Annotated in this window: 20 protein-coding genes and 1 pseudogene; 13 read left to right on the forward strand and 8 right to left on the reverse strand. The window is 67.2% G+C overall.

What is annotated here, in order from left to right; translation table 11 throughout:
- The 5 genes and pseudogenes from AC1DTF_RS22745 to AC1DTF_RS22765 form a co-directional block, all read left to right on the forward strand.
- Positions 1 to 327: pseudogene (locus AC1DTF_RS22745) on the forward strand (allophanate hydrolase subunit 2 family protein); the annotation flags it as partial.
- 50 nt (positions 328 to 377) lie between these two features.
- Positions 378 to 920: a GNAT family N-acetyltransferase gene (locus AC1DTF_RS22750; protein ID WP_477475735.1), complete on the forward strand. Its 543-nt coding sequence runs from the start codon at positions 378 to 380 to the stop codon at positions 918 to 920.
- 189 nt (positions 921 to 1109) lie between these two features.
- Positions 1110 to 2258 (forward strand): uroporphyrinogen-III synthase, encoded by a 1149-nt coding sequence (locus AC1DTF_RS22755; RefSeq protein ID WP_477475720.1) that lies wholly within the window; start codon positions 1110 to 1112, stop codon positions 2256 to 2258.
- The gene (locus AC1DTF_RS22760; protein WP_477475721.1) at positions 2255 to 2965 is read left to right on the forward strand and encodes a sirohydrochlorin chelatase; all 711 of its coding nucleotides are present in this window, start codon (positions 2255 to 2257) and stop codon (positions 2963 to 2965) included. Before AC1DTF_RS22755 ends, AC1DTF_RS22760 begins: the two co-directional genes overlap by 4 nt.
- Before the next feature lie 50 nt (positions 2966 to 3015).
- Complete coding sequence (locus AC1DTF_RS22765) at positions 3016 to 3279, forward strand: Fur family transcriptional regulator (RefSeq protein ID WP_477475722.1); 264 nt, start codon at positions 3016 to 3018, stop codon at positions 3277 to 3279.
- On the opposite strand, the gene nirD is transcribed toward AC1DTF_RS22765, so the two are convergent.
- Positions 3245 to 3616: a nitrite reductase small subunit NirD gene (gene nirD / locus AC1DTF_RS22770; protein WP_477475723.1), complete on the reverse strand. Its 372-nt coding sequence runs from the start codon at positions 3614 to 3616 to the stop codon at positions 3245 to 3247. The genes AC1DTF_RS22765 and nirD overlap by 35 nt on opposite strands.
- Entirely contained in the window at positions 3613 to 6174 is a 2562-nt protein-coding gene (gene nirB, locus AC1DTF_RS22775) for a nitrite reductase large subunit NirB (RefSeq protein ID WP_477475724.1), read from the reverse strand. Before nirB ends, nirD begins: the two co-directional genes overlap by 4 nt.
- A 150-nt stretch (positions 6175 to 6324) precedes the next feature.
- Here nirB and AC1DTF_RS22780 point away from each other — a divergent pair, with 150 nt between their 5' ends.
- A complete protein-coding gene (locus AC1DTF_RS22780) occupies positions 6325 to 7161 on the forward strand; it encodes a hypothetical protein (protein ID WP_477475725.1) in 837 nt (278 codons plus the stop codon).
- A gap of 61 nt (positions 7162 to 7222) precedes the next feature.
- On the opposite strand, the gene AC1DTF_RS22785 is transcribed toward AC1DTF_RS22780, so the two are convergent.
- Positions 7223 to 7981 (reverse strand): isocitrate lyase/PEP mutase family protein, encoded by a 759-nt coding sequence (locus AC1DTF_RS22785; protein ID WP_057169875.1) that lies wholly within the window; start codon positions 7979 to 7981, stop codon positions 7223 to 7225.
- 114 nt (positions 7982 to 8095) lie between these two features.
- Here AC1DTF_RS22785 and AC1DTF_RS22790 point away from each other — a divergent pair, with 114 nt between their 5' ends.
- From AC1DTF_RS22790 to AC1DTF_RS22810, 5 genes are all read left to right on the forward strand, one after another.
- Entirely contained in the window at positions 8096 to 8389 is a 294-nt protein-coding gene (locus AC1DTF_RS22790) for a hypothetical protein (protein WP_057169876.1), read from the forward strand.
- Between the two features lie 78 nt (positions 8390 to 8467).
- The gene (locus AC1DTF_RS22795) at positions 8468 to 9307 is read left to right on the forward strand and encodes a hypothetical protein (RefSeq protein ID WP_057169877.1); all 840 of its coding nucleotides are present in this window, start codon (positions 8468 to 8470) and stop codon (positions 9305 to 9307) included.
- Between the two features lie 33 nt (positions 9308 to 9340).
- Positions 9341 to 11254, forward strand: coding sequence for a fumarate reductase/succinate dehydrogenase flavoprotein subunit (locus tag AC1DTF_RS22800; protein WP_477475726.1), 1914 nt, complete (start codon positions 9341 to 9343; stop codon positions 11252 to 11254).
- Between the two features lie 2 nt (positions 11255 to 11256).
- Positions 11257 to 12006 (forward strand): succinate dehydrogenase/fumarate reductase iron-sulfur subunit, encoded by a 750-nt coding sequence (locus AC1DTF_RS22805; protein WP_057169879.1) that lies wholly within the window; start codon positions 11257 to 11259, stop codon positions 12004 to 12006.
- Positions 12007 to 12140: 134 nt separating this feature from the next.
- Positions 12141 to 12302 (forward strand): hypothetical protein, encoded by a 162-nt coding sequence (locus AC1DTF_RS22810; RefSeq protein ID WP_200962258.1) that lies wholly within the window; start codon positions 12141 to 12143, stop codon positions 12300 to 12302.
- Here AC1DTF_RS22810 and AC1DTF_RS22815 read toward each other — a convergent pair.
- Both AC1DTF_RS22815 and AC1DTF_RS22820 read right to left on the reverse strand, forming a co-directional pair.
- Positions 12299 to 12781, reverse strand: a complete 483-nt coding sequence (locus AC1DTF_RS22815; RefSeq protein ID WP_057169880.1) for a flavin reductase family protein — start codon at positions 12779 to 12781, stop codon at positions 12299 to 12301. The two genes, AC1DTF_RS22810 and AC1DTF_RS22815, sit on opposite strands and share 4 nt — an antisense overlap.
- A gap of 13 nt (positions 12782 to 12794) precedes the next feature.
- On the reverse strand, positions 12795 to 13841 hold the full coding sequence (locus AC1DTF_RS22820) for an isopenicillin N synthase family dioxygenase (RefSeq protein ID WP_477475727.1): 1047 nt from the start codon (positions 13839 to 13841) through the stop codon (positions 12795 to 12797).
- 43 nt (positions 13842 to 13884) lie between these two features.
- On the opposite strand from AC1DTF_RS22820, the gene AC1DTF_RS22825 reads away from it, so the two are divergent.
- Both AC1DTF_RS22825 and AC1DTF_RS22830 read left to right on the forward strand, forming a co-directional pair.
- Entirely contained in the window at positions 13885 to 15597 is a 1713-nt protein-coding gene (locus AC1DTF_RS22825; protein WP_477475728.1) for an AMP-binding protein, read from the forward strand.
- 12 nt (positions 15598 to 15609) lie between these two features.
- Complete coding sequence (locus AC1DTF_RS22830) at positions 15610 to 16242, forward strand: GAP family protein (RefSeq protein ID WP_477475729.1); 633 nt, start codon at positions 15610 to 15612, stop codon at positions 16240 to 16242.
- Between the two features lie 3 nt (positions 16243 to 16245).
- On the opposite strand, the gene pe is transcribed toward AC1DTF_RS22830, so the two are convergent.
- From pe to AC1DTF_RS22845, 3 genes are read right to left on the reverse strand one after another with little or no spacing between them, the layout of a single operon-like run.
- Positions 16246 to 17394, reverse strand: a complete 1149-nt coding sequence (gene pe / locus AC1DTF_RS22835) for an acyltransferase PE (RefSeq protein ID WP_057169883.1) — start codon at positions 17392 to 17394, stop codon at positions 16246 to 16248.
- Positions 17391 to 20366: an MMPL/RND family transporter gene (locus AC1DTF_RS22840; protein ID WP_477475730.1), complete on the reverse strand. Its 2976-nt coding sequence runs from the start codon at positions 20364 to 20366 to the stop codon at positions 17391 to 17393. The genes pe and AC1DTF_RS22840 overlap by 4 nt, the downstream gene beginning before the upstream one ends.
- A gap of 54 nt (positions 20367 to 20420) precedes the next feature.
- Positions 20421 to 21842 carry a condensation domain-containing protein gene (locus AC1DTF_RS22845; RefSeq protein WP_477475731.1) on the reverse strand — a complete coding sequence of 474 codons (1422 nt, stop codon included), beginning with the start codon at positions 21840 to 21842 and terminating at the stop codon, positions 20421 to 20423.
- Positions 21843 to 21942: the final 100 nt, after the last annotated feature.

Below are 21942 nucleotides of genomic sequence, written 5' to 3' on the forward strand. Positions count from 1 at the left end.
CGCGACGACTGGTTCGTCGACCCGGACATCCTGATCCGCACCAACTGGCAGGTGACCACTCGCAGCGACCGGGTCGGGATGCGGCTGGTCGGCATGCCGCTGGAATACCGCTGGCCCGATCGGCAGCTGCCCAGCGAGGGCGCCACCCGCGGAGCGATACAGGTCCCGCCCAACGGTTTTCCGGTGATTCTGGGACCGGATCACCCGGTGACCGGCGGCTATCCGGTGATCGGAGTGGTGACCGACGAGGACATCGACAAGTTGGGTCAGACCCGGCCCGGCCAGACGGTGCGGCTGCACTGGTCGCGGCCCCGCCGCGACCACTGATTGGTGGTAGAAACGCACTTGTGCGCAGTCACACGCAGGGGCAGGGTGCGGTGCGGGAGGTCCACACCGCCCGCCTGATCCACACCGCCGATCTGGACGCCGAGACGCACGCCGACGCCCACCGGATGGTCGTCGACGCGTTCGTTGGTGACTTCGACGATGCGGACTGGGAGCACGCGCTGGGCGGCATGCATGCACTCATCGGGCACCGCGGCGCCATCATCGCGCACGGGTCGGTCGTGCAGCGCCGGTTGCTCTACCGCGGCACGGCACTGCGCTGCGGATACATCGAGGCCGTCGCGGTGCGTGAGGACTGGCGTGGGCAGGGGCTGGCCACCGCCGTCATGGATGCGCTCGAGCAGGTGCTGCGCGGCGCCTACCAACTGGGCGCCCTGGGCGCGTCGGAGGCCGGGCTGGCGCTGTATCTGCCGCGGGGCTGGCAGCAGTGGAACGGACCGACCTCTGTGCTGGCGCCGACGGGCATCACCCGCACCCCCGACGATGACGGCGGCGTGTACGTGCTGCCGGTCAACGTCGACCTGGACACCTCCGAGGACCTCGCCTGCGACTGGCGCGACGGTGACGTCTGGTAGGCCGGCACCTCACAGCCCGGCGCCGTTGGTGGTGAGCGGAAGTTCACTGCCGGGTTATCGCGAGCAGCGACTGTGCAACATTGCCCTTCTAGCCTCTGACCTCATGCACAACGCGCACCGGCCCAGTGCGACACCGCCACGCAATCACCAGGTAACACCGGAGAAACATGCACTGAATAGACAGGGCAAATGACCGAACCTGATTGGGCGCCGCTCACCGGGTTCCGCGTCGCAGTGACCTCGGCTCGGCGGTCCGAGGAGCTGAGCGCGCTGCTCACCCGACGCGGCGCCGCGGTGACCAGCGCCGCCGCCATCACCATGGTCCCGCTGCCCGACGACGACGAACTGCGGACCAACACCGCGGCCCTGATCGCCGAACCCCCCGACATCGTCATCGCCACCACCGGCATCGGGCTACGCGGCTGGATCGCCGCCGCCGACGGCTGGGGGCTGGCCCACGAACTGACCGCGGCGCTGGGCAACGCCCGCATCGTCTCCCGCGGACCCAAAGCGACCGGCGCGCTGCGCGCGGCCGGACTGCCCGAGGAGTGGTCCCCGGAGTCGGAGTCCTCCCGCGAGCTGCTGCACTACCTGTTGGAGGGCGGCATCGTGGGGATGCGGGTCGCCGTCCAGTTGCACGGCACCAATGACGACTGGGACCCGTTCCCGGAGTTCCTCGACGAGCTGCGCGCCGCCGGCGCCGATGTGGTGCCGATCCGGGTGTACCGGTGGAATCCGGCGCCCCGCAACGGCCCGTTCGACCAGCTGGTCCTCGGTATCGCCGAACAGCGGTTCGACGCGGTCAGCTTCACCTCCGCGCCTGCCGTGGCGGCGCTGCTGCTGCGCGCCCGCGACCTCGATGTGGAACCCGCCGTCCTGGAGGCGCTCCGCACGAACGTGCACGCGATGTGCGTCGGACCGATCACCGCCCGCCCGCTGGTGCGCCTCGGCGTGCCGACCTCGGCGCCGGACCGGATGCGCCTGGGCGCGCTGGCCCGCCACATCACCGATGAGCTGCCGCTGCTGCAGTCCCGCCGGATGCAGGTCGCCGGGCACCTGCTGGAGATCCGCGGCACCTGCGTGTTGGTCGACGAGGTGGTCAAGGAGCTGCCGCCGGCCGGGATGGCAACCATCCGGGCGCTGGCCCACCGTCCGGGCGCGGTGGTGTCGCGCTCCGATCTGCTGAGCGCACTGCCGGGCAGCGGCACCGACACCCACGCCGTCGAGACCGCCGTGCTGCGCCTGCGAACAGCGTTGGGCGACAAGAACATCGTGTCGACCGTTGTCAAACGCGGGTACCGGCTGGCCGTCGACGAGTTCCCGGCAGGTGTGGCATGAACCGGGACACCGCCGCCGTGCTGGTGGCGCACGGCACCCGCAAACCGGGCGGCGTCGCCATGGTCGAGGATCTCGCGCGGCGCGTCGGCGATGTGCTCGACCGTGAGGTGCATGTCGCGTTCGTCGACGTGCTCGGCCCGAACCCGACCGAGGTGCTCGACCGTCTTCCCCAGCACCGGCCCGCGGTCCTGGTACCCGCGTTCCTGGCCGGGGGCTATCACGTCCGCGTCGACGTCCCCGCCCATGTGGAGGCCAGTACCCATTCGCAGGTCCTGGTGACCAGGCCGCTGGGCCCGTGCGCGGGGACCGTTCGGGTTCTCGCCGACCGGCTTTTCGAATCCGGATGGCGCCCTGGTGATTCCGTCATCCTGGCCGCGGCCGGGACCTCGGATCGCAGCGCACAGTCCGATCTGCGGCAGACCGCGGCGATGCTCTCCGCGCTCATCGGCGACCGGGTCGAACTCGGCTACGCCGCCACCGGTGCCCCGACGGTCGCCGACGCGGTCGCTGCCGCGCGCGCCCGCAGCGGCCGGGGGAAAATATGCGTGGCGTCCTACCTGCTGGCCGACGGACTGTTCCAGGACCGGCTGCGCGCATCCGGTGCCGACATCGTCAGCGAGCCGCTGGGCATCCACCCGGGCATGATCCGGCTGATCGCGAGCCGGTTCCGGCGCGCGCATGCCGCGCACCTGCCCCTGGCCGCCTGAGCTGAGCTGGCGATTCGGGGACGCCATGTTCCTCGGCTAATATCGCACAAATGGTTTCGCAGGGGGGAGGTGAGCAGTTGCGTGCGCAGCTGCTCACGATATTGCAGGATGCCGACCGCCCGATGACGACCGCGGAACTGCGTGACCACCTGCACGCGCACTACGCTTCACGAGTGGTGATCGAGACCGTCTACCGCAATCTCACCGTGCTGCAGCGCCGCGACCAGGTGGAGCGGCGCCCGGGTGCCGGCCGCGACGCGTGCTGGGGCCCGACGGAGGCTACGCAGCGATCTGCACGTAACCGTCCGGCGTGACGCGGGTGCGGTAAACCTGTACCGAGATCTCCGGATCATCCAGGCAGACACCGTCATCGAGCGCAAATGCCTGCTTCTTGATCGGCGACTGCACGCAGGCGCGGCCGGCGCGGTCCCCGACGATGCCCCGGGACATCACGGCAGCACCGGAGAACGGGTCGATATTGCTCACCGCGTGCAGTGCACCGTCATCGAGACGGAACAGCGCAACCTGCACACCGCCGGGTAACAGCACCGCGACACCGCGGCACGGCAGCAGCCGGTCATACGCACACGCCGAGGTCCACTCCGAATTCCCCTGGGCGTCCAACTCTTTGCGATCGTCGAGCAAGGTCATGAGGCCTCCTGTGCTGGCATCTTCGGCATCCCGATCGGCACCTTGCGGCCGAACGACTCGGTGAACTCGATGGTCGGGTCCACGATGTCGGGGGCGTTGACGAACGAGACGAAACGCGACAGCTTCTCCGGGTCCTCCAGCACGCCCTTCCATTCGCAGGCGTAGCCGTCGACATGACGGGCCACCGCGGCCTCGAATTCCTCAGCAAGACCCAGTGAATCGTTGCAGACCACGTCGCGTAGATGGTCCAGACCGCCGTCGAGGGCGTCCAGCCATGGCGCGGTGCGCTGCAGGCGGTCCGCGGTGCGGATGTAGAACATCAGGTAACGATCGATATAGCGGATCAGCGTCTCGTCATCGAGATCGCCGGCGAGCAGCTGGGCGTGCTTGGGGGTCATCCCGCCGTTGCCGGAAACGTAGAGATTCCACCCGGTTTCGGTGGCGATGACACCGACGTCCTTGCCGCGGGCCTCCGCGCATTCGCGTGCGCAGCCCGAGACACCCATCTTGATCTTGTGTGGCGCACGCAGACCCCGGTAGCGCAGCTCCAGGTTGATCGCCATCTGCACCGAATCCTGCTGACCGTAGCGGCACCAGTCGCTGCCCACGCAACTCTTGACGGTGCGCAGCGACTTACCGTAGGCCTGACCGGATTCCATGCCGCCTTCGACCAGCCTGCGCCAGATCTCGGGCAGCTGGTCGACGCGGGCGCCGAACATGTCGATGCGCTGGCCGCCGGTGATCTTGGTGTACAGGTCGAAATCCCGCGCGATCTCCCCGATCAGGATCAGCTGCTCGGGGGTGATGTCACCGCCGGGTACCCGCGGCACCACCGAGTAGCTGCCGTTCTTCTGGATGTTGGCCAGGAAGTGGTCGTTGGAGTCCTGCAGCGAGGCCTGCTCGCCACCGAGCACATGGTCCGAACTCGTCGAGGCCAGGATCGACGCGACGGTGGGTTTGCAGATATCGCAACCCTTTCCGGTGCCGAACTTCTCGATCAGACCGGAGAAGGTACGGATCTCGGTGGYGCTGATGATCTCGAACATCTCGGCGCGCGACTGGCTGAAATGCTCACATAGCGACTTGGACTGCTCGACGCCCTCGGCCTCCAGCAGCTGCTTGAGCAGCGGGACGCACGATCCGCAGGAGGTGCCGGCCAACGTGCACTTCTTCAGACCCGGCACATCGGTGCAGCCACCGCAGATGGCTTCCTTCAGATCACCTTTGGTGACGTTGTTGCACGAACAGATCTGCGCGATATCGGGCAGGGCGCCGACGCCCAGCGCGCTGGCTCCCTCGCCGTTGCCGGCCGGTGCGATGAGTGAGAGCGGATCGCCGGGCAGCTCGCTGGCCACCATCGGCCGCAGCACACCGTAGGCCGACGCGTCACCGACCAGGATGCCGCCCAGCAGCGTCTTGGCGTCGTCGGAGAGCACCAGTTTGGCGTAGGTCTGCTTGACCGGATCGTTGACGACGACGTCCAGGCTGTTGGGCGTATGCCCTTTGGCGTCACCGAAACTGGCCACGTCCACACCGAGTAGTTTGAGTTTGGTGGACATGTCGGCCTCGGGGAACTCGGCCGCACCGCCGAGCAGCCGGTCGGCGACCACTTCGGCGCTGGTGTAACCCGGGCCCACCAGCCCGTAGCAGCGGCCCTCGATGGCGGCCACCTCACCGACCGCGTAGATGTTGGGATCGCTGGTGACACAGGACAGATCGGTCATCACGCCGCCGCGCTGGGCCAGCTCCAGGCCGACCTCGCGGGCCAGCTCGTCGCGTGGGCGCACACCGGCGGCGAAGATGACGACACCGGCCTCGATGGTGCTGCCGTCGTTGAGCGTCACCCGCACCGCGTCATTGGACTGGGATTTGCGCAGCGGCTGGTTCTTCTGGGCGGGCTGGATGCTCTCGGTGCTCACGCCGGTGTGCACCTCGATGCCCAGGCCCCGGATCATCCGGGTCAGCACGGCGCCACCGGCCTCGTCGAGCTGGGCGGCCATCAGATGCGGCGACATCTCCAGCACGTGGGTGTCCAATCCGAAACCACGCAACGCGTTCGCGGCTTCCAGACCGAGCAGCCCACCACCGATGACCACGCCGACCGGCGTCTTCGTCTTGGCCGCGGCCAGCGCGCCGTCCCGGATGGCGTCCAGGTCATCCAGGGTGCGGTAGACGTGGCACTGCGGCAGATCGCGCCCGGGTACCGGCGGCACGAACGCGTAGGAGCCGGTGGCCAGCACCAGGGCGTCGTAATCCAGGGACCGGCCGTCGGCCAACGTGACGGTCTTGGCGGCCCGGTCGATGCCCCGGGCCGCCAAGCCCAGATGCAGGACGACACCGTTGTCGCCTGCATAGTCGTTGCCGGGCAGGGCCAGCTGAGAACGGTCCCAGTGCTCGGTGTATCCGGTCAGGCCGACACGGTCATAGGCCGCGTCGGTTTCCTCGGAGAGCACGGTGACCCGCCAGGCGCGGTCGGTGTCGCGGGCCCGCAGCGCCTCGACGAAGCGGTGTCCGACCATGCCGTGTCCGACCACGACCACATGCTTGGCTGATTGCATACCGCGACGGTAGGGAGTCGATATTGCCGCAATGTCGCCTCGTGTGAATCGGCCGTCACGGTGTTCTCACATCGGGCATCGGGCGAGTGTGAGTGCGTCGCTCCCGGACCAACCGTCAGGTCTGTCGGTGTGCCGGCGGACACTGCCGGCATGCGGGATCCGTTCATCGGTAGCGAGGCATTGGCCGATGGCCGCCTGACGCGGCACGAATTGCGGACCCGTTTCGTCGCCGTGCACCAGGACGTCTACGTGCAACGAGGCACCCGTCCGACCGCCGTAATGCGCGCGAAAGCCGCCTGGCTGCGGTCCCGCCGCCATGGGGTGCTGGCCGGTTACTCGGCCGCCGCGCTGCACGGTGCCCGCTACATCGATCCAGGCCTACCCGCGCACATCATCGACACCAATCGACGTCCGACCCGAGGGATCACGGCCTGGGCCGATGCCATCGATCAGGACGACATCTGCGCGGTCGGCGACATGCGACTCACCGATCCGGCCCGAACGGCGATCGACCTGGCCCGTCGAATCAACGAAGACGACGCGATCGTGATCATCGATGCACTCGCCCGGGCAGCGCGACTGAAGACGACCGACATCGCGTTGGCCGCCGATCGCTTCGAGGGCTGGAAGGGCATCGTGCAAGCCCGCAAGACCATCGCCTTGGTGGACCCGGGGTCGGAATCCCCGCAGGAAACCCGGCTGCGACTGCTGATCGTGAGAGAAGGATTCCCGCCGCCCGATACGCAGCATCCGATCTTCAACGAATACGGGGTACTGATCGGCGAGGCCGACATGGCCTGGCCGGAACTCAAGATCGCGGTCGAGTACGAGGGCCGGCACCACACCGATCCCGACCAGCTGCGCAAGGACATCGCGCGGATGGACGAGATGATGGAGATGGGCTGGATCGTGATCAGGGTGACGGCGCGCGATACACCCGCCGTCACGTTGCGAAAGATCCGCCGCGCGTGGGCCTTACGTTCGTAACGCCATGGCGGCCCAAGACCGGAAATTCCGCCGTGACGTTACGAACGACCCCCATGCGCCGCTACTTCCAGGGCGCCACCAGTTCGTTGATCCGTTCGGTCAGGGTGAACTGCAGGAACGGCCCGAAGCTGATCCGGCCCACCCCGAGCGGGCCGAAACGCGCCGGGTCGTCCTGGCCCGGCAGCGCGATCGCGTTGATCGGCAGCGGCAGCTCCTCGACGAGCCTGCGGTAGGTGTCGTCATCGTGGCGGCCCACCGGGTAGAGGCTGTCCGCGCCCGCGTCGGCGGCCAGCTTCAGCTTGCGCACCGCGCGCTCGAAACGGTCGGACTCGTCGCCGACCTCGCGCAGGAAGAGGTCGGTGCGGGCGTTGATGACCACATGCACACCGGCGGCGTCGGCGGCCTTGCGAAGATCACCGACGAGTGCGGCGTGATCCTCGTCGGAGCGGATGCGGCCACCCTCGGAGTGCACGGTGTCCTCGATGTTGAGTCCGACCGCGCCGGCGGCGAGCAGACCGTCGATCAACCGGGCGCCCGACTCGCCGTAACCCGACTCGATGTCCACCGAGATCGGCACATCGACGGCAGCGGTGATCTGCGCGACCCGGGTCAGCAGATCGTCGTAGCTCATGCCCTCGCCGTCGGGCTTGCCCACCGAGTCGGCCACCGGGTGGCTGCCGACCGTGAGCGCGGTGAAACCGGCCGCCACCACGGTTTTCGCCGACCATGCGTCCCACACTGTCGGCAGGATCGCGGGGTCGCCGGGGCGGTGCAGCGCGAGCAGCGCGGAGGCTTTCTGCTGAAGATCTTCGTTGGACATCGAAATCCCTTTCCTGGGCATAGACGTGATCTGTCTCACTCTCAAGTCCGTGTTGTGGCTAACATCAAATGCGTAATGTGATCCCTGACACCCTTCAGCCCAAGGAGGTCACCCTTGTCCACCACGACCGAACTTGCCGAACTGCACGAACTGATCGGCAACCTTCGCCGCTGCGTCACATCGCTGCGGGCCCGCTACGGCGACACCCCGGCGATGCGCCGCATCGTCAACGACGCCGAACGCATGCTCAACGATATCGACCGGCTGGACATCGATGCCGCGGAACTGGAGACGCGTGGAGCCCCCGCGCACTCCCGCCCCGCCGAGAAGGTCTCCATCCCCGACACCGACTACACCAGAGATTTCTGGCAGGGAGTCGATGACGAGGGTCTCGGCGGCAGCCGCTAGACCGCCTGACGAGCGGTCGCGCGAGGAAGAAACAGCCGCGGCCGCGTCGTCACCGACAACAGAAGAAGAGGGAACCAAGTGAGCGCACCGACCTCGAATCCTCAAGGGACCGGCGTCTTCTCACCCACCAGAGCGCGAATCAAGCAGCGCACACTGCGTACCGACGCGTGGTGGAAGTCGCCCCTGATCACCGATCTCGGCTTCGCCGCGTTCGTGATCTACGCGACGGTGCGGGCGTTCCTGCAGAACAACTACTGGGTCGCCGACTACCACTACCTGACGCCTTTTTATTCACCGTGCGTCGTGAAGTGGAACGAGGCGACCCAGTCCGGTTGTGTCCCGGAAGCCAGCCACTTCGGCCAGATCCTGCCGGACGTGTGGTGGCTGCCCTACGCGGCGTTCTCCCTGCCGTTCCTGCTGCTGTTCCGGCTCACCTGCTACTACTACCGCGGCGCCTACTACCGGTCGGTCTGGCAGTCGCCGACCGCCTGCGCGGTGGCCGAGCCGCACGCCAAGTACACCGGCGAAACCCGCCTGCCGCTGATCATCCAGAACACCCATCGGTACTTCTTCTACATCGCGGCCATCATCTCGGTGATCAACACCTACGACGCCGTCCTGGCGTTCCGCTCGCCGACCGGATTCGGTTTCGGGTTGGGCAACATCGTGCTCGTCGTCAACGTGGTGATGCTGTGGGTCTACACGCTGTCCTGCCACTCCTGCCGGCACGTCGTCGGGGGACGTCTCAAGCACTTCTCCAAGCACCCGGTGCGGTACTGGATGTGGGGACAGATCAGCAGGCTGAACACCCGGCACAAGCTGTACGCCTGGATCACCCTGGGCACGCTGATGTTCACCGACTTCTACATCATGCTGGTCGCCAGTGGAACCATCAGTGACCTGAGATTCATTGGCTGACAACTCAATACACGAACTAGCGAGGATTACTGAATGACAGAGCTGGAGCGGCACACCTACGACGTCGTCGTGATCGGCGCCGGCGGGGCGGGGTTGCGTGCGGTGATCGAGGCCCGCGAGCGCGGCCTGCGGGTGGCGGTGGTGACCAAATCGCTGTTCGGCAAGGCGCACACCGTGATGGCCGAGGGCGGCTGCGCGGCGGCGATGCGCAACGTGAACACCAAGGACAGCTGGCAGGTGCACTTCGGGGACACCATGCGCGGCGGCAAGTTCCTGAACAACTGGCGGATGGCCGAGCTGCACGCCCAGGAAGCCCCGGACCGCGTCTGGGAACTGGAAACCTATGGGGCGCTGTTCGATCGCACCAAGGACGGCCGTATCAGCCAGCGCAACTTCGGTGGTCACACCTACCCGCGGCTCGCGCACGTCGGTGACCGCACCGGCCTGGAGATCATCCGCACCCTGCAGCAGAAGATCGTGTCGCTGCAGCAGGAGGATTTCAAGGAGCTCGGCGATTACGACGCCCGCATCCAAGTCTTCCACGAATGCTCGATCACCGAACTGATCCTCGACGACGGGAAGGTCGCCGGTGCGTTCGGCTACTACCGCGAGACCGGCAAGTTCGTGTTGTTCGAGGCCCCGGCGATCGTGCTGGCCACCGGCGGTATCGGCAAGTCCTTCAAGGTGTCGTCGAACTCCTGGGAGTACACCGGCGACGGGCACGCCCTGGCCCTGCGCGCCGGCTCCGGCCTGATCAACATGGAGTTCATCCAGTTCCACCCGACCGGCATGGTCTGGCCGCTGTCGGTGAAGGGCATCCTGGTCACTGAGGGTGTCCGCGGTGACGGCGGAGTGCTGAAGAACTCCGAGGGCAAGCGCTTCATGTTCGATTACATCCCCGATGTCTTCAAGGGGCAGTACGCCGAAACCGAAGAAGAAGCCGACCAGTGGCTCAAGGACAACGACTCCGCGCGGCGCACCCCGGACCTGCTCCCACGCGACGAGGTGGCCCGCGCCATCAACGAAGAGGTGAAAGCCGGCCGCGGCACCCCGCACGGCGGCGTCTACCTCGACATCGCCTCGCGGATGCCCGCCGAGGAGATCAAACGCCGGCTGCCCTCGATGTACCACCAGTTCATCGAGCTGGCCGAGGTCGACATCACCAAGGACGAGATGGAGGTCGGGCCCACCTGTCACTACGTGATGGGCGGTATCGAGGTCGATCCCGACAGCGGCGGCGCGGCCACCCCCGGCCTGTTCGCCGCCGGTGAGTGCTCCGGCGGCATGCACGGCTCCAACCGGCTGGGCGGCAACTCGCTGTCCGACCTGCTGGTGTTCGGCCGCCGGGCCGGGCTCGGCGCGGCCGACTACGTCCGATCCTTGGCCGACAACCGGCCCACGGTCACCGAGGACGCGCTGGCGGCGGCCACCCAGCTCGCGCTGGACCCGTTCACCCCGAAGGCCAACGCGGAGAACCCCTACACGCTGCACTCCGAACTGCAGCAGTCGATGAACGACCTGGCCGGCATCATCCGCAAGGAGGGTGAACTCCAGGAGGCCCTGGACAAGATCGACGAGCTGAAGGCGCGCTACGCCAACGTCGTCGTCGAGGGCGGTCGTGTCTTCAACCCGGGCTGGCACCTGGCCATCGACATGCGCAACATGCTGCTGGTCAGTGAATGCGTGGCCAAGGCCGCACTGCAGCGCACCGAGAGCCGTGGCGGGCACACCCGCGACGACTTCCCGCAGATGGACTCGCACTGGCGCAACAAGCTGCTGGTGTGCCGGGCGGTGGAAGGTGACCACCAGGTGGTTCCCGACATCACCGTCGAGGCCGAACAGCAGCCGGTGATGCGGCCCGACCTGCTGGCCACCTTCGAGCTCTCCGAGCTCGAGAAGTACTACACCGAAGACCAACTGGCCGAACACCCGGAGCGGAAAGGCTGACCATGGCTGCTTACGACGCGAAGCTACGGGTCTGGCGCGGCGACCCTTCCGGCGGCGAGCTGCAGGACTACACCGTCGAGGTCAACGACGGCGAGGTAGTGCTCGACATCGTGCACCGGCTGCAGGCCACCCAGGCCGGCGATCTCGCGGTGCGCTGGAACTGTAAGGCCGGAAAGTGCGGGTCCTGCTCGGCCGAGATCAACGGCCGCCCCCGGCTGCTGTGCATGACGCGGATGTCCACGTTCGACGAGAACGAGACGGTCACCATCACGCCGCTGCGAACCTTCCCGGTGATGCGCGACCTGGTGACCGACGTGTCCTTCAACTACGAGAAGGCCCGCCAGATCCCGTCGTTCACGCCCCCCAAGGATCTGCAGCCGGGTGAGTACCGCATGCAGCAGGAGGACGTGAACCGCAGCCAGGAGTTCCGCAAGTGCATCGAGTGCTTCCTGTGCCAGAACGTGTGCCATGTGGTGCGTGATCACGAAGAGAACAAAGAGAACTTCGCGGGTCCGCGTTTCCACATGCGCATCGCGGAGCTGGACATGCATCCGCTGGACACCGTGGACCGCAAGGACATGGCCCAGGAGGAGCACGGGCTGGGTCTCTGCAACATCACCAAGTGCTGCACCGAGGTGTGCCCCGAACACATCAAGATCACCGACAATGCGCTGATCCCGATGAAGGAGCGCGTCGCCGACCGCAAGTACGACCCGATCGTGTGGCTCGGGAACAAGCTTTTCCGGCGCTGACGGCATTGGCTCTGCGCTCAGGGCGCGCAAGTGCGAGGGGCATGCGCCGCTGACGCAGAGTCAATGCCTGTGCGGGCCGCAGGATCGGGCGTACGGTTGTGACAGCGGCCAATAATCAACGAAGAGGCACAGCTATGTCACAGCGAGAAACGATCAGCGTCAACGATATTCGCACTGCGATCCGGGAGCTCTCGACCCGCGCGGAACTTGCCCGCAAGGAGGGCAGACCCGAGGATGCCGCCGAACTGGAGCGGCGGGTGGCGAAATACCGCGACGACCTGGGCGCGCGGCCTTAGCTGCCCAGTTTGCGGAACGTGCTGCGGTGGAACACGATCGGCGGCACGTCGTGCACGGTGATCTCACTGACCTGCAGCACCACGATGGTGTGATCCCCGGCGGGAACCTCCTGGGTGATCTTGCTTTCCAGCCACACACTGGTGCCGTGTACGAACACCGCACCGCTGTCGCGGGACTGGGTCTCCAGTCCGGCGAACCGGTCACCGGTCTTGGCGGCCAGGGTGCGCGCGGCGGCGTCATGTGACTCGCCCAGGACACTGATGCCCAGCGAGGGCAGATCCTTGAGCTTGGGCCAGGTCTCCGATGAGTTCTGCACGCAGAACGACACCAACGGCGGGTCCAGCGACACCGGCACGAAGGTGCTGGCCGCCAGACCGACCCGGACGCCGTCCACCTCGGCGGCGATGGCGATGACTCCGGTCGGGAAATGCCCGAACGCCTCGCGCAGCGAAGCCGGGCTCAGTTCTGTGTCGCTCATAACACTTCCATCTTCACACGTAACGGTGCGCGGCGGCCACGTCGGGGTGTGCGCGTACCCGACTCTTCCACGCATTGCGGCCGTATACCGCGTAGATCCGGTCATTGGACGGGTCGTCGCTGACTCCGCGGGCCCGGGCCGCGAGTTCGGCAGGCAATTGCAGCACGGGCAACTGGGCATCCAGCCGGGGATTGAAGAAATAGGCCACCGAGAGGCGTTCGGTGTCCTGGATACGCACCCGGTGCTCGGTGGCGCGCAGGTATCCGCCGCTGGCGATCTCCAGCATCTCGCCGATGTTGACGATCAGCGCCCCCGGCAGCGGGTCGACATCGACATACTCCGCATCGATGCCCGAGTCGCTACGCTCCGGCCCGCCGGACCCGGCCGTCCGTACCTGCAGCCCCCGGCTGCCCGGCTCGGCCAGCAGCAGGGTGAGCACCCCGGCGTCGCGATGCGCCCCGACGCCCTGCTCGGAGTCCGCGCCGCCCGGATAGCGGATCACCTTGATCAGCGTCGCGGGCACCTCGGCGAACGCCGAGTCGAACACCTCGGCCGGGTTACCCAGCGCCGCCGCCCAATGCTGCAGCAGGGTGCGGCCCACCCGCGCGAGTTCGGCATCCCATTCGGCGATGACGGCCGGCAGCTCCGGCAGCGCGGCCGGCCACTGATTGGGCCCCTGCAGGCGCAGATACGTCTCGGCGGGGTCGGCCAGCGGGACGCGTTCGGGCCCAATGTCGATCTGCTCGCGCCAGTCCACCGCGCCGCCGGTCAGCTCGCCGCCGAGCCGGGTGTAGCCCCGGAAGTGCGGGCTGTTGACCATCGCGATGGCGTCCTTGTCGGCCTGTGGCAGGGCGAAGAAGCGCCGGGAGGCGGCGAGCAGCCTGGCGATCAGCTCCTCTGGGATGCCGTGGCCGGTCAGGTAGAAGAAGCCCACCTCGTGTGCCACCTGGCCCAGACGCTGCCGCAGCGCCGCGGGCTCATCGCGGAGATCGACGACGGGCAGCGCCGTCTGCACAGAAACCACCCGTCCATCGTGCCCTCCGAATGCCCGGGCGGCCATGGTCACGCTCAGCCTGAACACAACCTTGAGTAGCCTGACCCCCATGCCCAACGCGTCCATCCTCACCGTGCTGCGGGAACGTGCTGGCGATACACCCGACGAGCTCGCGTTCACCTACACCGACTACGACCGGGATCCCGAGGGCGTCGCGGAAACCCTGACCTGGGCGCAGCTGTACCGGCGCACCCTGAACATGGCCGAGGAAGCCGCGCAGTACGGATCTCCGGGGGAACGGGCGCTGATCATCGCACCGCAGGGGTTGCCCTACATCGTGGCGTTCCTGGGCGCCATGCAGGCCGGATTCATCGCCGTGCCGCTGTCGGCGCCGGTGCCCGGGTCCCACGACGAGCGCATCGGCGCGGTGGTCGCCGACACCTCGCCCGCGGTGGTGCTGACCACGTCCGCGCTGTTCGACATCGCCGCCCAGTACGTGGACGACGGCGCCGCCATGACCGCGGTAATCTCGGTGGACACCCTGGATCTGGACGCAGGTGAACCCGTCCCCGCCGACGCGCCCGACGGCCCGGACATCGCCTACCTGCAGTACACCTCGGGGTCGACCCGGGCACCGGCGGGCGTGATGATCAGCCACCGCAACCTGATCGCGAACTTCGAGCAGCTGATGCCCGATTACCTGCGCCAATACGGCGGTAGGGTGCCGGCCGGCGGTGCCATGGTGTCGTGGTTGCCGTTCTACCACGACATGGGACTGATGCTGKGCGTCGCGGCGCCCATCCTGTCCGGGACACAGGCCGACCTGATGAGCCCGCTGGCCTTCCTCACCCACCCGCCGCGCTGGCTGAAAACCATGGCCCGGCACCCCGTGACGGTCTCCGGCGGACCCAACTTCGCCCTGGATCTCGCCGCCCGGCGGACCACCGACGATGATCTCGCCGGCCTGGACCTGAGCGTCATCGAGAGCATCATCTGCGGCGCCGAACGGGTCCAGCCGCCCACCGTCACCCGCTTCCTTGATCGGTTCGCACCGTTCGGTTTTCGGCCAGAGGCTCTTATGCCCTCCTACGGCCTGGCCGAGGCGACGGTGTTCGTGGCCAGTGGCGGCATGGGGCGTGTCCCCGAGGTCGTCGAGTTCGCGGTCGACGAGCTGACCGAGGGCACGGCGGTACGCAAGCCCGGCGGGACCCCACTGGTCCGTTACGGGGTGGCGCCCTCGCCCCTGCTGTTGATCGTTGACGCCGAGACCGGCCGGCCCTGCCCGGACGGCACCGTCGGCGAGATCTGGACGCACGGCGACAACGTGTCGGCCGGGTACTGGCGCAAACCCGATCAGACCGGCACCGGATTCGGTGCGCAACTCGTCGACGGACCGGCCGATGCACCGACGACCGACTGGCTGCGCACCGGGGACCGTGGGTTCATCTCCGAGGGCGATCTGTTCATCGTCGGGCGCATCAAGGACATGCTGATCGTGCGCGGCCGCAACCATTACTCCGAGGACATCGAGGAGACGGTGCGCGGGATCACCCGGGGCAGGGTGGCCGCGATCGCCGTGACCGATGATCACGACGAAAAGCTGGTCACCATCATCGAGTTCAAGAAGCGCGATGAATCCGAGGAACTCGGCGAGGCGAAAAGTGATGTGACCGCGGCGATCTCGCGGGCTCACGGATTGCAGGTGGCCGATATCGTGCTGGTGCCGCCCGGATCGATCCCCACCACCACCAGCGGCAAGATTCGTCGCTCGGCATGCGTCGAGCAGTATCGACAAGGGCAATTCGTGCGGCTGGACGCGTAGCCAGCGCCCGCGATGTGGATCACCCTGCTGGTCATGGCTGTCGCCGTCAGCCTCGAACCGTTCCGCATCGGGATGTCGGTGCTGATGCTCAACCGTCCGCGCCCACTGCTGCAGCTCACCGCCTTCCTGTGCGGTGGCTTCCTGATGGGCCTGACGGTCGGCGCGGTGGTGTTGTTCCTGCTCGAATCACGTTTGGAGTCGGCGCATTTTACCCTGCCCCGGGTGCAGATCGCGATCGGGCTGCTGGCCCTGCTGGTGGCCGCTTTCCTGGCGCTCACCAAGGGCCGTCCCCGTACACCGCCGGCCTGGCTGACGCGGTTGCTCGACGGCCAGTCGCTCTGGGTCGCCGGTGCGGCCGGACTGGGCATCGCGCTGCCCTCAGTCGACTATCTGGCCGCGCTGGCGGTCATCGGCACCGCCGACATCGGCTCCACGACGCGGTTCGCGGCCCTGCTGATCTTCAACGTGGTGGCCTTCGCCCTCGTCGAGATCCCACTGCTGGCTTACCTTGTCGCGCCGGATCGCACCCGCGCGCGGCTGGCCGCACTCAACGACTGGTTGCGTGAGCGCGGCCGCCGCGGGGTGGCCGTGCTGGTTGCGGTCGTCGGCGTGGTGCTGCTCGCCGTCGGCCTGGCCGGGATGTAGTCGCTATTTGGGCGGGTTGTTCAACACATACTGCAAGCCGGCCATCAACTGCGACACCGGGTCCGCGCCGCCACCGAAGGCGGCCTGGGTGGCCGGGGCGGTGACCTCGGCGGGATCGTAACCGTTCACCGGGTCCACCGTGATGGGCGCCGTCAACGGATCGTCGTTACGCGTATAACCGGCATCCACATAGGGTTTCAGCACGTTGTCGAGATCGGTGAGGGTCTTCTGATCCACCCCGAGGTACTTGAACGGCAGCACCAGCGGCAGATGCTGCTCGGGGATCATGTAGGTCGTCGTCCGCGCACCCCGCGAGTTGACGGTCGTCCGGATGTTCTGCGGCGGAACCATTTTCGGGTTGGTGAACGCGACCGCAGTGTGGCCGGTGGCCAGGCCGACGATCGCATTGGCCACCGAGATCCAGTTGTCCGGACGCTGCGGCCAGTCCGCGATGCTGTCGTAGGCCGAGACGAACAGATGCGAGTCGTACTGGCTCTCCACCGGGGCGGGCATCCGGTAGTCGAGCGAGGGCACGACGCTGCCGACGGGGAAGTTCTGACTCAGGAAGCTCTCACCGAACGCATGCTTGCCGACCGGGTTGCCGTAGGTCGCGAAGCTCAGCTGGTCCGGCGGCGGGGCCGTCGGATCATTGGCCAGCCGCGCCCGCACGTCGTCGAGTACCGACGCACCCTCGGACAGGCCGATGGCCATGCCGGGGCCGCCGGACTTGATCGCATTCAGCAGGTTGGGCCCGCCGACGTCGATGGACTCGCCGTAGCTGGGGCCGTCGATCCCGAGGCCCGGGAAGCTGTCGTCGAGGCGCCCGATACCGGGGAACAGCCGTTCCAGAGTGTGTCCCTGGACCTGGCCCGCGGGGTAGTCGACGATCTGGCGGTCCAGGCCCGGGAACCACTCGGCGCCGGTGCGCATGATGTATTCGTCGTACGGGATGCCGAGCACGTGCGCGCCACCAAGGGCGTAGCCGCGGCCCTCGATGGTGCGCGCAGCTTCGGGACCTGCCGGGCCGGGCACGGCCGGTCCGGGGACGGGCGGTCCGGGCGGCGGCTCGTCGGCGGTGGCGATCCCGACGCCCAGCGGGCCGGAGGCGCCGATGGTCAGCATTGCGGTGGCTGCTGCGAGAAGCTTCTTCATGCTCTACTGCTCCCCCGCGCTGTGAGTCGAGACGGCCACCAATTCGCCTTTCCGACCAGCGTAGCCATGGCTGGCACGGTGACGGTCCGGACCAGGAAGGTGTCCAGCAAGATGCCGATGCCGATGACGAACCCGCCCTGCACCACAGTACCGATGCTGGAGAACAGCAGGCCCCACATGGAGGCGGCGAAGATCAGGCCCGCCGCGGTGATGACACCGCCGGTCGAGCTCAAGGTCCGGATGATGCCGAACCTGCCCAGCGGGGCCTCGTCGCGCATCCGGGAGACGAGCAGCAGGTTGTAGTCGGCACCGACGGCGACGAGCACCACGAAGGCCAGCGGAGGCACCGACCAGTGCAGCTGCTGGTCGAGGATGACCTGGAACACCAGCACCCCGAGGCCGAGCGCGGCGAAGTACGAGATCACCACGGAACCAACCAGATACAGCGGCGCGATGACCGCTCGCAGCAGGGCCATCAAAATCAGCAGCACCACGATGATGGTCACGATGACGATGAACCGGATGTCGTTCTCGTAGTAGTCGCGGGTGTCGGCCAGCGCCACCGGATAGCCACCCATCGACACCGAGGCATCCGCCAGCTCGGTGTTGGGCAGCGCGCCGCGGGCAGCGTCCTCGATGGCGCCGACCTGATCCATCGCGGCCGGGCCGAACGGATCGAGCTTGGTGAACACCAGATACCGCGCGGAGTGCCCGTCGGGTGAGACGTAGGCCTTGGTGGCCGCCTTGAAATCCTCCAACTGCAGGATTTCGGGCGGGATGTTGAACCCCGCCATGGCCGGCGAGCCGGCGTTCTCCGCCATGGTCAGCAGGAAGGCCGCGGCCTGATCGAGCCCGGTGCGCATCACCTTGATCTGATCGACGATCTGATCCACCCCGTCGGCCACCTGCCGGCTGCCGCTGGCCGAGCGTTCGGCACCCTGCTGAAGCTGGGCCAGCGTCGCCTGGGCGCCCTTGGGTGAATCCAGTCCCATGGCCTGCATCGCCTTGGTGAGCCGGGTGAACGCGGTGCCGACCTGTTGCAAGGCGGCATTGAGGGACTGGCGGTCCTGCAACGACTCCAACTGTCCGGCCAGATCCTCGATCTCGGCGAGGGTGCCGTCATTGCGGGCCGCGGCGAGCCGGGACAGGTGGATGCGGGTCTGGCTGCAGGACGGGTCCAGATCACAGACCACGCTGCCCTGCAGAGCGGTCAGCACCGGAGGGACCCAGGCGAACATGTCCCTGGTCGCCATCAGGTTCACGCCCATGGAGTTGCCGAGCCGGTTGATGGCGGCCACCAGTTTGGCCGCCACATCCACGTTCTTGACCAGCTTGTCGCCGCCGTACTGCCCCCGCAGTGCCGCGAACGCGTCGACCATCTGCTGCAGGCTGCCCGCGATGTCGGTGACCTGGCCCCGCACATCGCTGAGGCCGCCGGCCAGCGTGTTGGCACCCGAGGACAACCGGTTCATATCGGCGGTGCCGTCGGTGATCATCTTCGCGCCGTCGGCGAGCCGGGTGCCGACAATGCCGGCCTGGTAGGTGGCCCGGAACTCGGGCGGTACCGACCCCAGGGGCCGGGTGATACCGCTGACCATCTGGATGTCGGGCAGCTGGCCGATCCGCTCGGCCAGCTGCTCCAGGTCGGCGAGCGCCTCCGGATTGCGCAGATCCTTCGGGGAGCGGATCAGCACATAGGACGGGATGGACTGGTTGATGTCGAAGTGCTTCTCCAGCGCGACATATCCCAGCGAGCTGGGCTCCGAGTCCGCGACGGCCTTGCGATCGTCGTAGTTGAACGTCGCGAATCCGGCGAGACCGGCCAGCAGGAAGAGCACCAGCAGGCTGCCCACCAGGTGCGTCCACGGCCGGCGCACGATGCGCACGCCCGAGCGTCGCCACAGCCGGGAGGTCAGTTCCTTGCGGGGCTTGATCCAGCCGAGCGGTCCGACGACGGCGAGCAGGGCGGGCAGCAGCGTCATCGCCGCCAGGTAGGCGACGCCGACGCCCACCGCGGAGGACACGCCCACGGTGGAGAACACGCCCATCTTGGCGAAGCTGATGGCGAGGAAGGTGACGCCGACGGTCGCCGCCGACGCGGTGATCACCTTGCCCACCGAACCCAGCGCCTTGCGGACCGCGTCGTGCTGGTCCTCGCCCATCCGCACGTAGTCGTGATAGCGGCTGATCAGGAAGACGGCATAGTCGGTCCCCGCGCCGAAGATGATCGCGCTGAGCAGGATCATCGCCTGGTTCGAGACCCCGAGCCCGGTGAACTCCGACAGCGCGGCGACCGTCGACTGCGCGATCACCAGCGACATCCCGATACCGGCCAGCGGCAGCAGCATGGTCACCGGGTTGCGGTACACCACCAGCAGCACCAGCAGCACCAGCACCGCGATGGCGATCTCGATCGGCAGGCGGTCCTTCTCACCGGCGACCGTGAGGTCCGCGACGGTGGCGGCCGGTCCGGCCAGGTGGACCTCCAGCGGTCCCCCTGCGGTGGTCCGTTCGATGAGCTCGGAGACCTGATTGAACGAGGTGTAGGACTGCGGGGTTCCCAGCGCACCGGCCAGCCCGACCGGCAGCACCCAGGACTTCTCGTCCTCGCTCGTCAAAGTCGAACGCAGGGCCGGTGTTCCGATGAACTCCTGCAACATGACGACGTTCTGTTGGTCATCGCGCAGGGCGTCCACCAGCTTGCGGTAGGTGGCCTCGTGCTCGGGGCCCAGCCCGTCTTCGTCGGTGAGCACGACCAGCAGCAGGTCGTCGGTGCCCGGTTCCTGGAACGCCTCCTCCATCTGCCGGGCCGCGACGCTGGACGGCGCGTCACCGGGCAGCATCGAGAGCGGGTGCTTCTGGGCCATCTCGTTGAGGCTGGGCACCGTCAGTGGCAGGGCCACCGCCAGCGCGACCCACAACGCGATCACGACCAGCGGCCAGCGCACGACGACATCGGCTAGCCGTCGCAACACACACCCCCTGGAGATACCGACCCGGACATACCCATCGGCAGACCCCTACGCTCAGGCAAAACGGCCCCAGTCTCCGCTGTCGGCGACCTGCTCGATCACGGATCTCATGGTGGCGATATAGCGGGCGACCGACTTATGGGCCACCTCGTTGTCCGGGAACATCACCGCCATTGCGGTGCCGGCCTCGTAGCGGAATACATAGATCGTCAACTGGTAGGAGAACCGGCCGTCGGAGTAAATGCCGATATTGTTCGAATAACCCATCTCGGCTGCGGCGAGTACGGCATTCAGTGGCGCGGCGCCGCCGTGCAGGAAGTTCGACACCGGAAAGTTGGGTCCCGGTTTGTCCAGCCACGGCGCCAATTCCAGCACGCGGTAATACGGGACCCGCGCCAGGTTCAGACCCGAGTCGAATGAGGTCTGCGCCGACCACGCGGCCTCGGCAAACGTCGTCGCGGCGATCGGCACTGTGATCGGGACCAGGCCGGTGAACCAGCCCTGGGTCATGAAATTGTCCGATGTGCGGCGGGTGTCCCGCGGGGTGAGTCCGTAATAGGTTGCCGCACCGGTCAACTCGTGCTCAACCATGGCGGTACAGGCGTACAGGCCGCCGACGAAGCGGGTACCGGCGGCCGTGCAGGCCGCCTCGAACCGGGCGGTCTGGTCCGCGTCGAGCAGCATCTCCCCGACCATGTCGGCAACCGTGGGTTCCAGCGGATTGCCCAGCGGCAAAGGAAATTCGGGCATGCTGCCGTTGTTGTTCTCGGCGAACTCGATCCAGGCCTGGACCTCCGGGGAATCCACCGTCAATTCCGCGGTGTTCTCGCGTTCCTGAATGCAGAAATCGTCGAATCGGCCGGCGTCCGGCAGCGCCATCGGCTGACCGGTGGAAAGCAGCGAGGTGTACATGCCGTGCGCCTCGAGCATGGTGATCCCGATCAGCGCCGCGTCCCCGTGCACATGGTCGATGGCGGCATAGAAATCGAAATGGTCTTCGCTCTGCACGATTCCGAATGAGAAACAGCCCCACTCCAGCGGAGTGGGGATGTCGACAATGTGTTTGCGCGCGTCCTCGGCCGTTATCTCGCCATGGTTGATGGGTTCGAATTCGATATCGGCGGGGTCGACGATGCTGTGCCGGACGATCTCCCCGGAACCGGGGTATTCGAACCAGGAGCGGTAGGTGTCATGGCGCCGGAGATAGTGGTTGAGCGCGTGGTCCATCGCCGAGATATCGCAGATACCAGGCACTTCACAGGTGGCGATGATCTGCCGCGAATAATCGAGGCCTTTGGCGTCCTGCTCGTAGACGCCGCGGATGTGCTGGCCCTGCATGTAACTGACCGGGACGGCGCTGACCGGGGCCTGCCGGGCCTTCTCCATGGACGCGCTCGTGGGGTGCCAGGACGTCACCACACCGGGGGCCGGTTTCCAGTCATCGATCGTGCCGATCGTGATCTTCCCGATTTGCAAGACTTTCCCTCCCGGGTCTGATCGGCGGCGGTCCGGCAACACCGACGGCGACTTCACGATAGCGGCTGTCGGCATCGGGGGCCTCCGCCCACCGCCGGGC

Source organism: Mycobacterium sp. P4_H6 (genome assembly GCF_056400845.1).

Bases quoted from the DNA above. Each gene is read 5' to 3' on its own strand.
- AC1DTF_RS22755 (WP_477475720.1), top strand. From the start codon at position 1,110: ATGACCGAACCTGATTGGGCGCCGCTCACCGGGTTCCGCGTCGCAGTG.
- AC1DTF_RS22760 (WP_477475721.1), top strand. From the start codon at position 2,255: ATGAACCGGGACACCGCCGCCGTGCTGGTGGCGCACGGCACCCGCAAA.
- AC1DTF_RS22765 (WP_477475722.1), top strand. From the start codon at position 3,016: ATGGTTTCGCAGGGGGGAGGTGAGCAGTTGCGTGCGCAGCTGCTCACG.
- nirD (WP_477475723.1), bottom strand. From the start codon at position 3,616: ATGACCTTGCTCGACGATCGCAAAGAGTTGGACGCCCAGGGGAATTCG.
- AC1DTF_RS22780 (WP_477475725.1), top strand. From the start codon at position 6,325: ATGCGGGATCCGTTCATCGGTAGCGAGGCATTGGCCGATGGCCGCCTG.
- AC1DTF_RS22785 (WP_057169875.1), bottom strand. From the start codon at position 7,981: ATGTCCAACGAAGATCTTCAGCAGAAAGCCTCCGCGCTGCTCGCGCTG.
- AC1DTF_RS22800 (WP_477475726.1), top strand. From the start codon at position 9,341: ATGACAGAGCTGGAGCGGCACACCTACGACGTCGTCGTGATCGGCGCC.
- AC1DTF_RS22805 (WP_057169879.1), top strand. From the start codon at position 11,257: ATGGCTGCTTACGACGCGAAGCTACGGGTCTGGCGCGGCGACCCTTCC.
- AC1DTF_RS22810 (WP_200962258.1), top strand. From the start codon at position 12,141: ATGTCACAGCGAGAAACGATCAGCGTCAACGATATTCGCACTGCGATC.
- AC1DTF_RS22815 (WP_057169880.1), bottom strand. From the start codon at position 12,781: ATGAGCGACACAGAACTGAGCCCGGCTTCGCTGCGCGAGGCGTTCGGG.
- AC1DTF_RS22820 (WP_477475727.1), bottom strand. From the start codon at position 13,841: ATGGCCGCCCGGGCATTCGGAGGGCACGATGGACGGGTGGTTTCTGTG.
- AC1DTF_RS22830 (WP_477475729.1), top strand. From the start codon at position 15,610: ATGTGGATCACCCTGCTGGTCATGGCTGTCGCCGTCAGCCTCGAACCG.
- pe (WP_057169883.1), bottom strand. From the start codon at position 17,394: ATGAAGAAGCTTCTCGCAGCAGCCACCGCAATGCTGACCATCGGCGCC.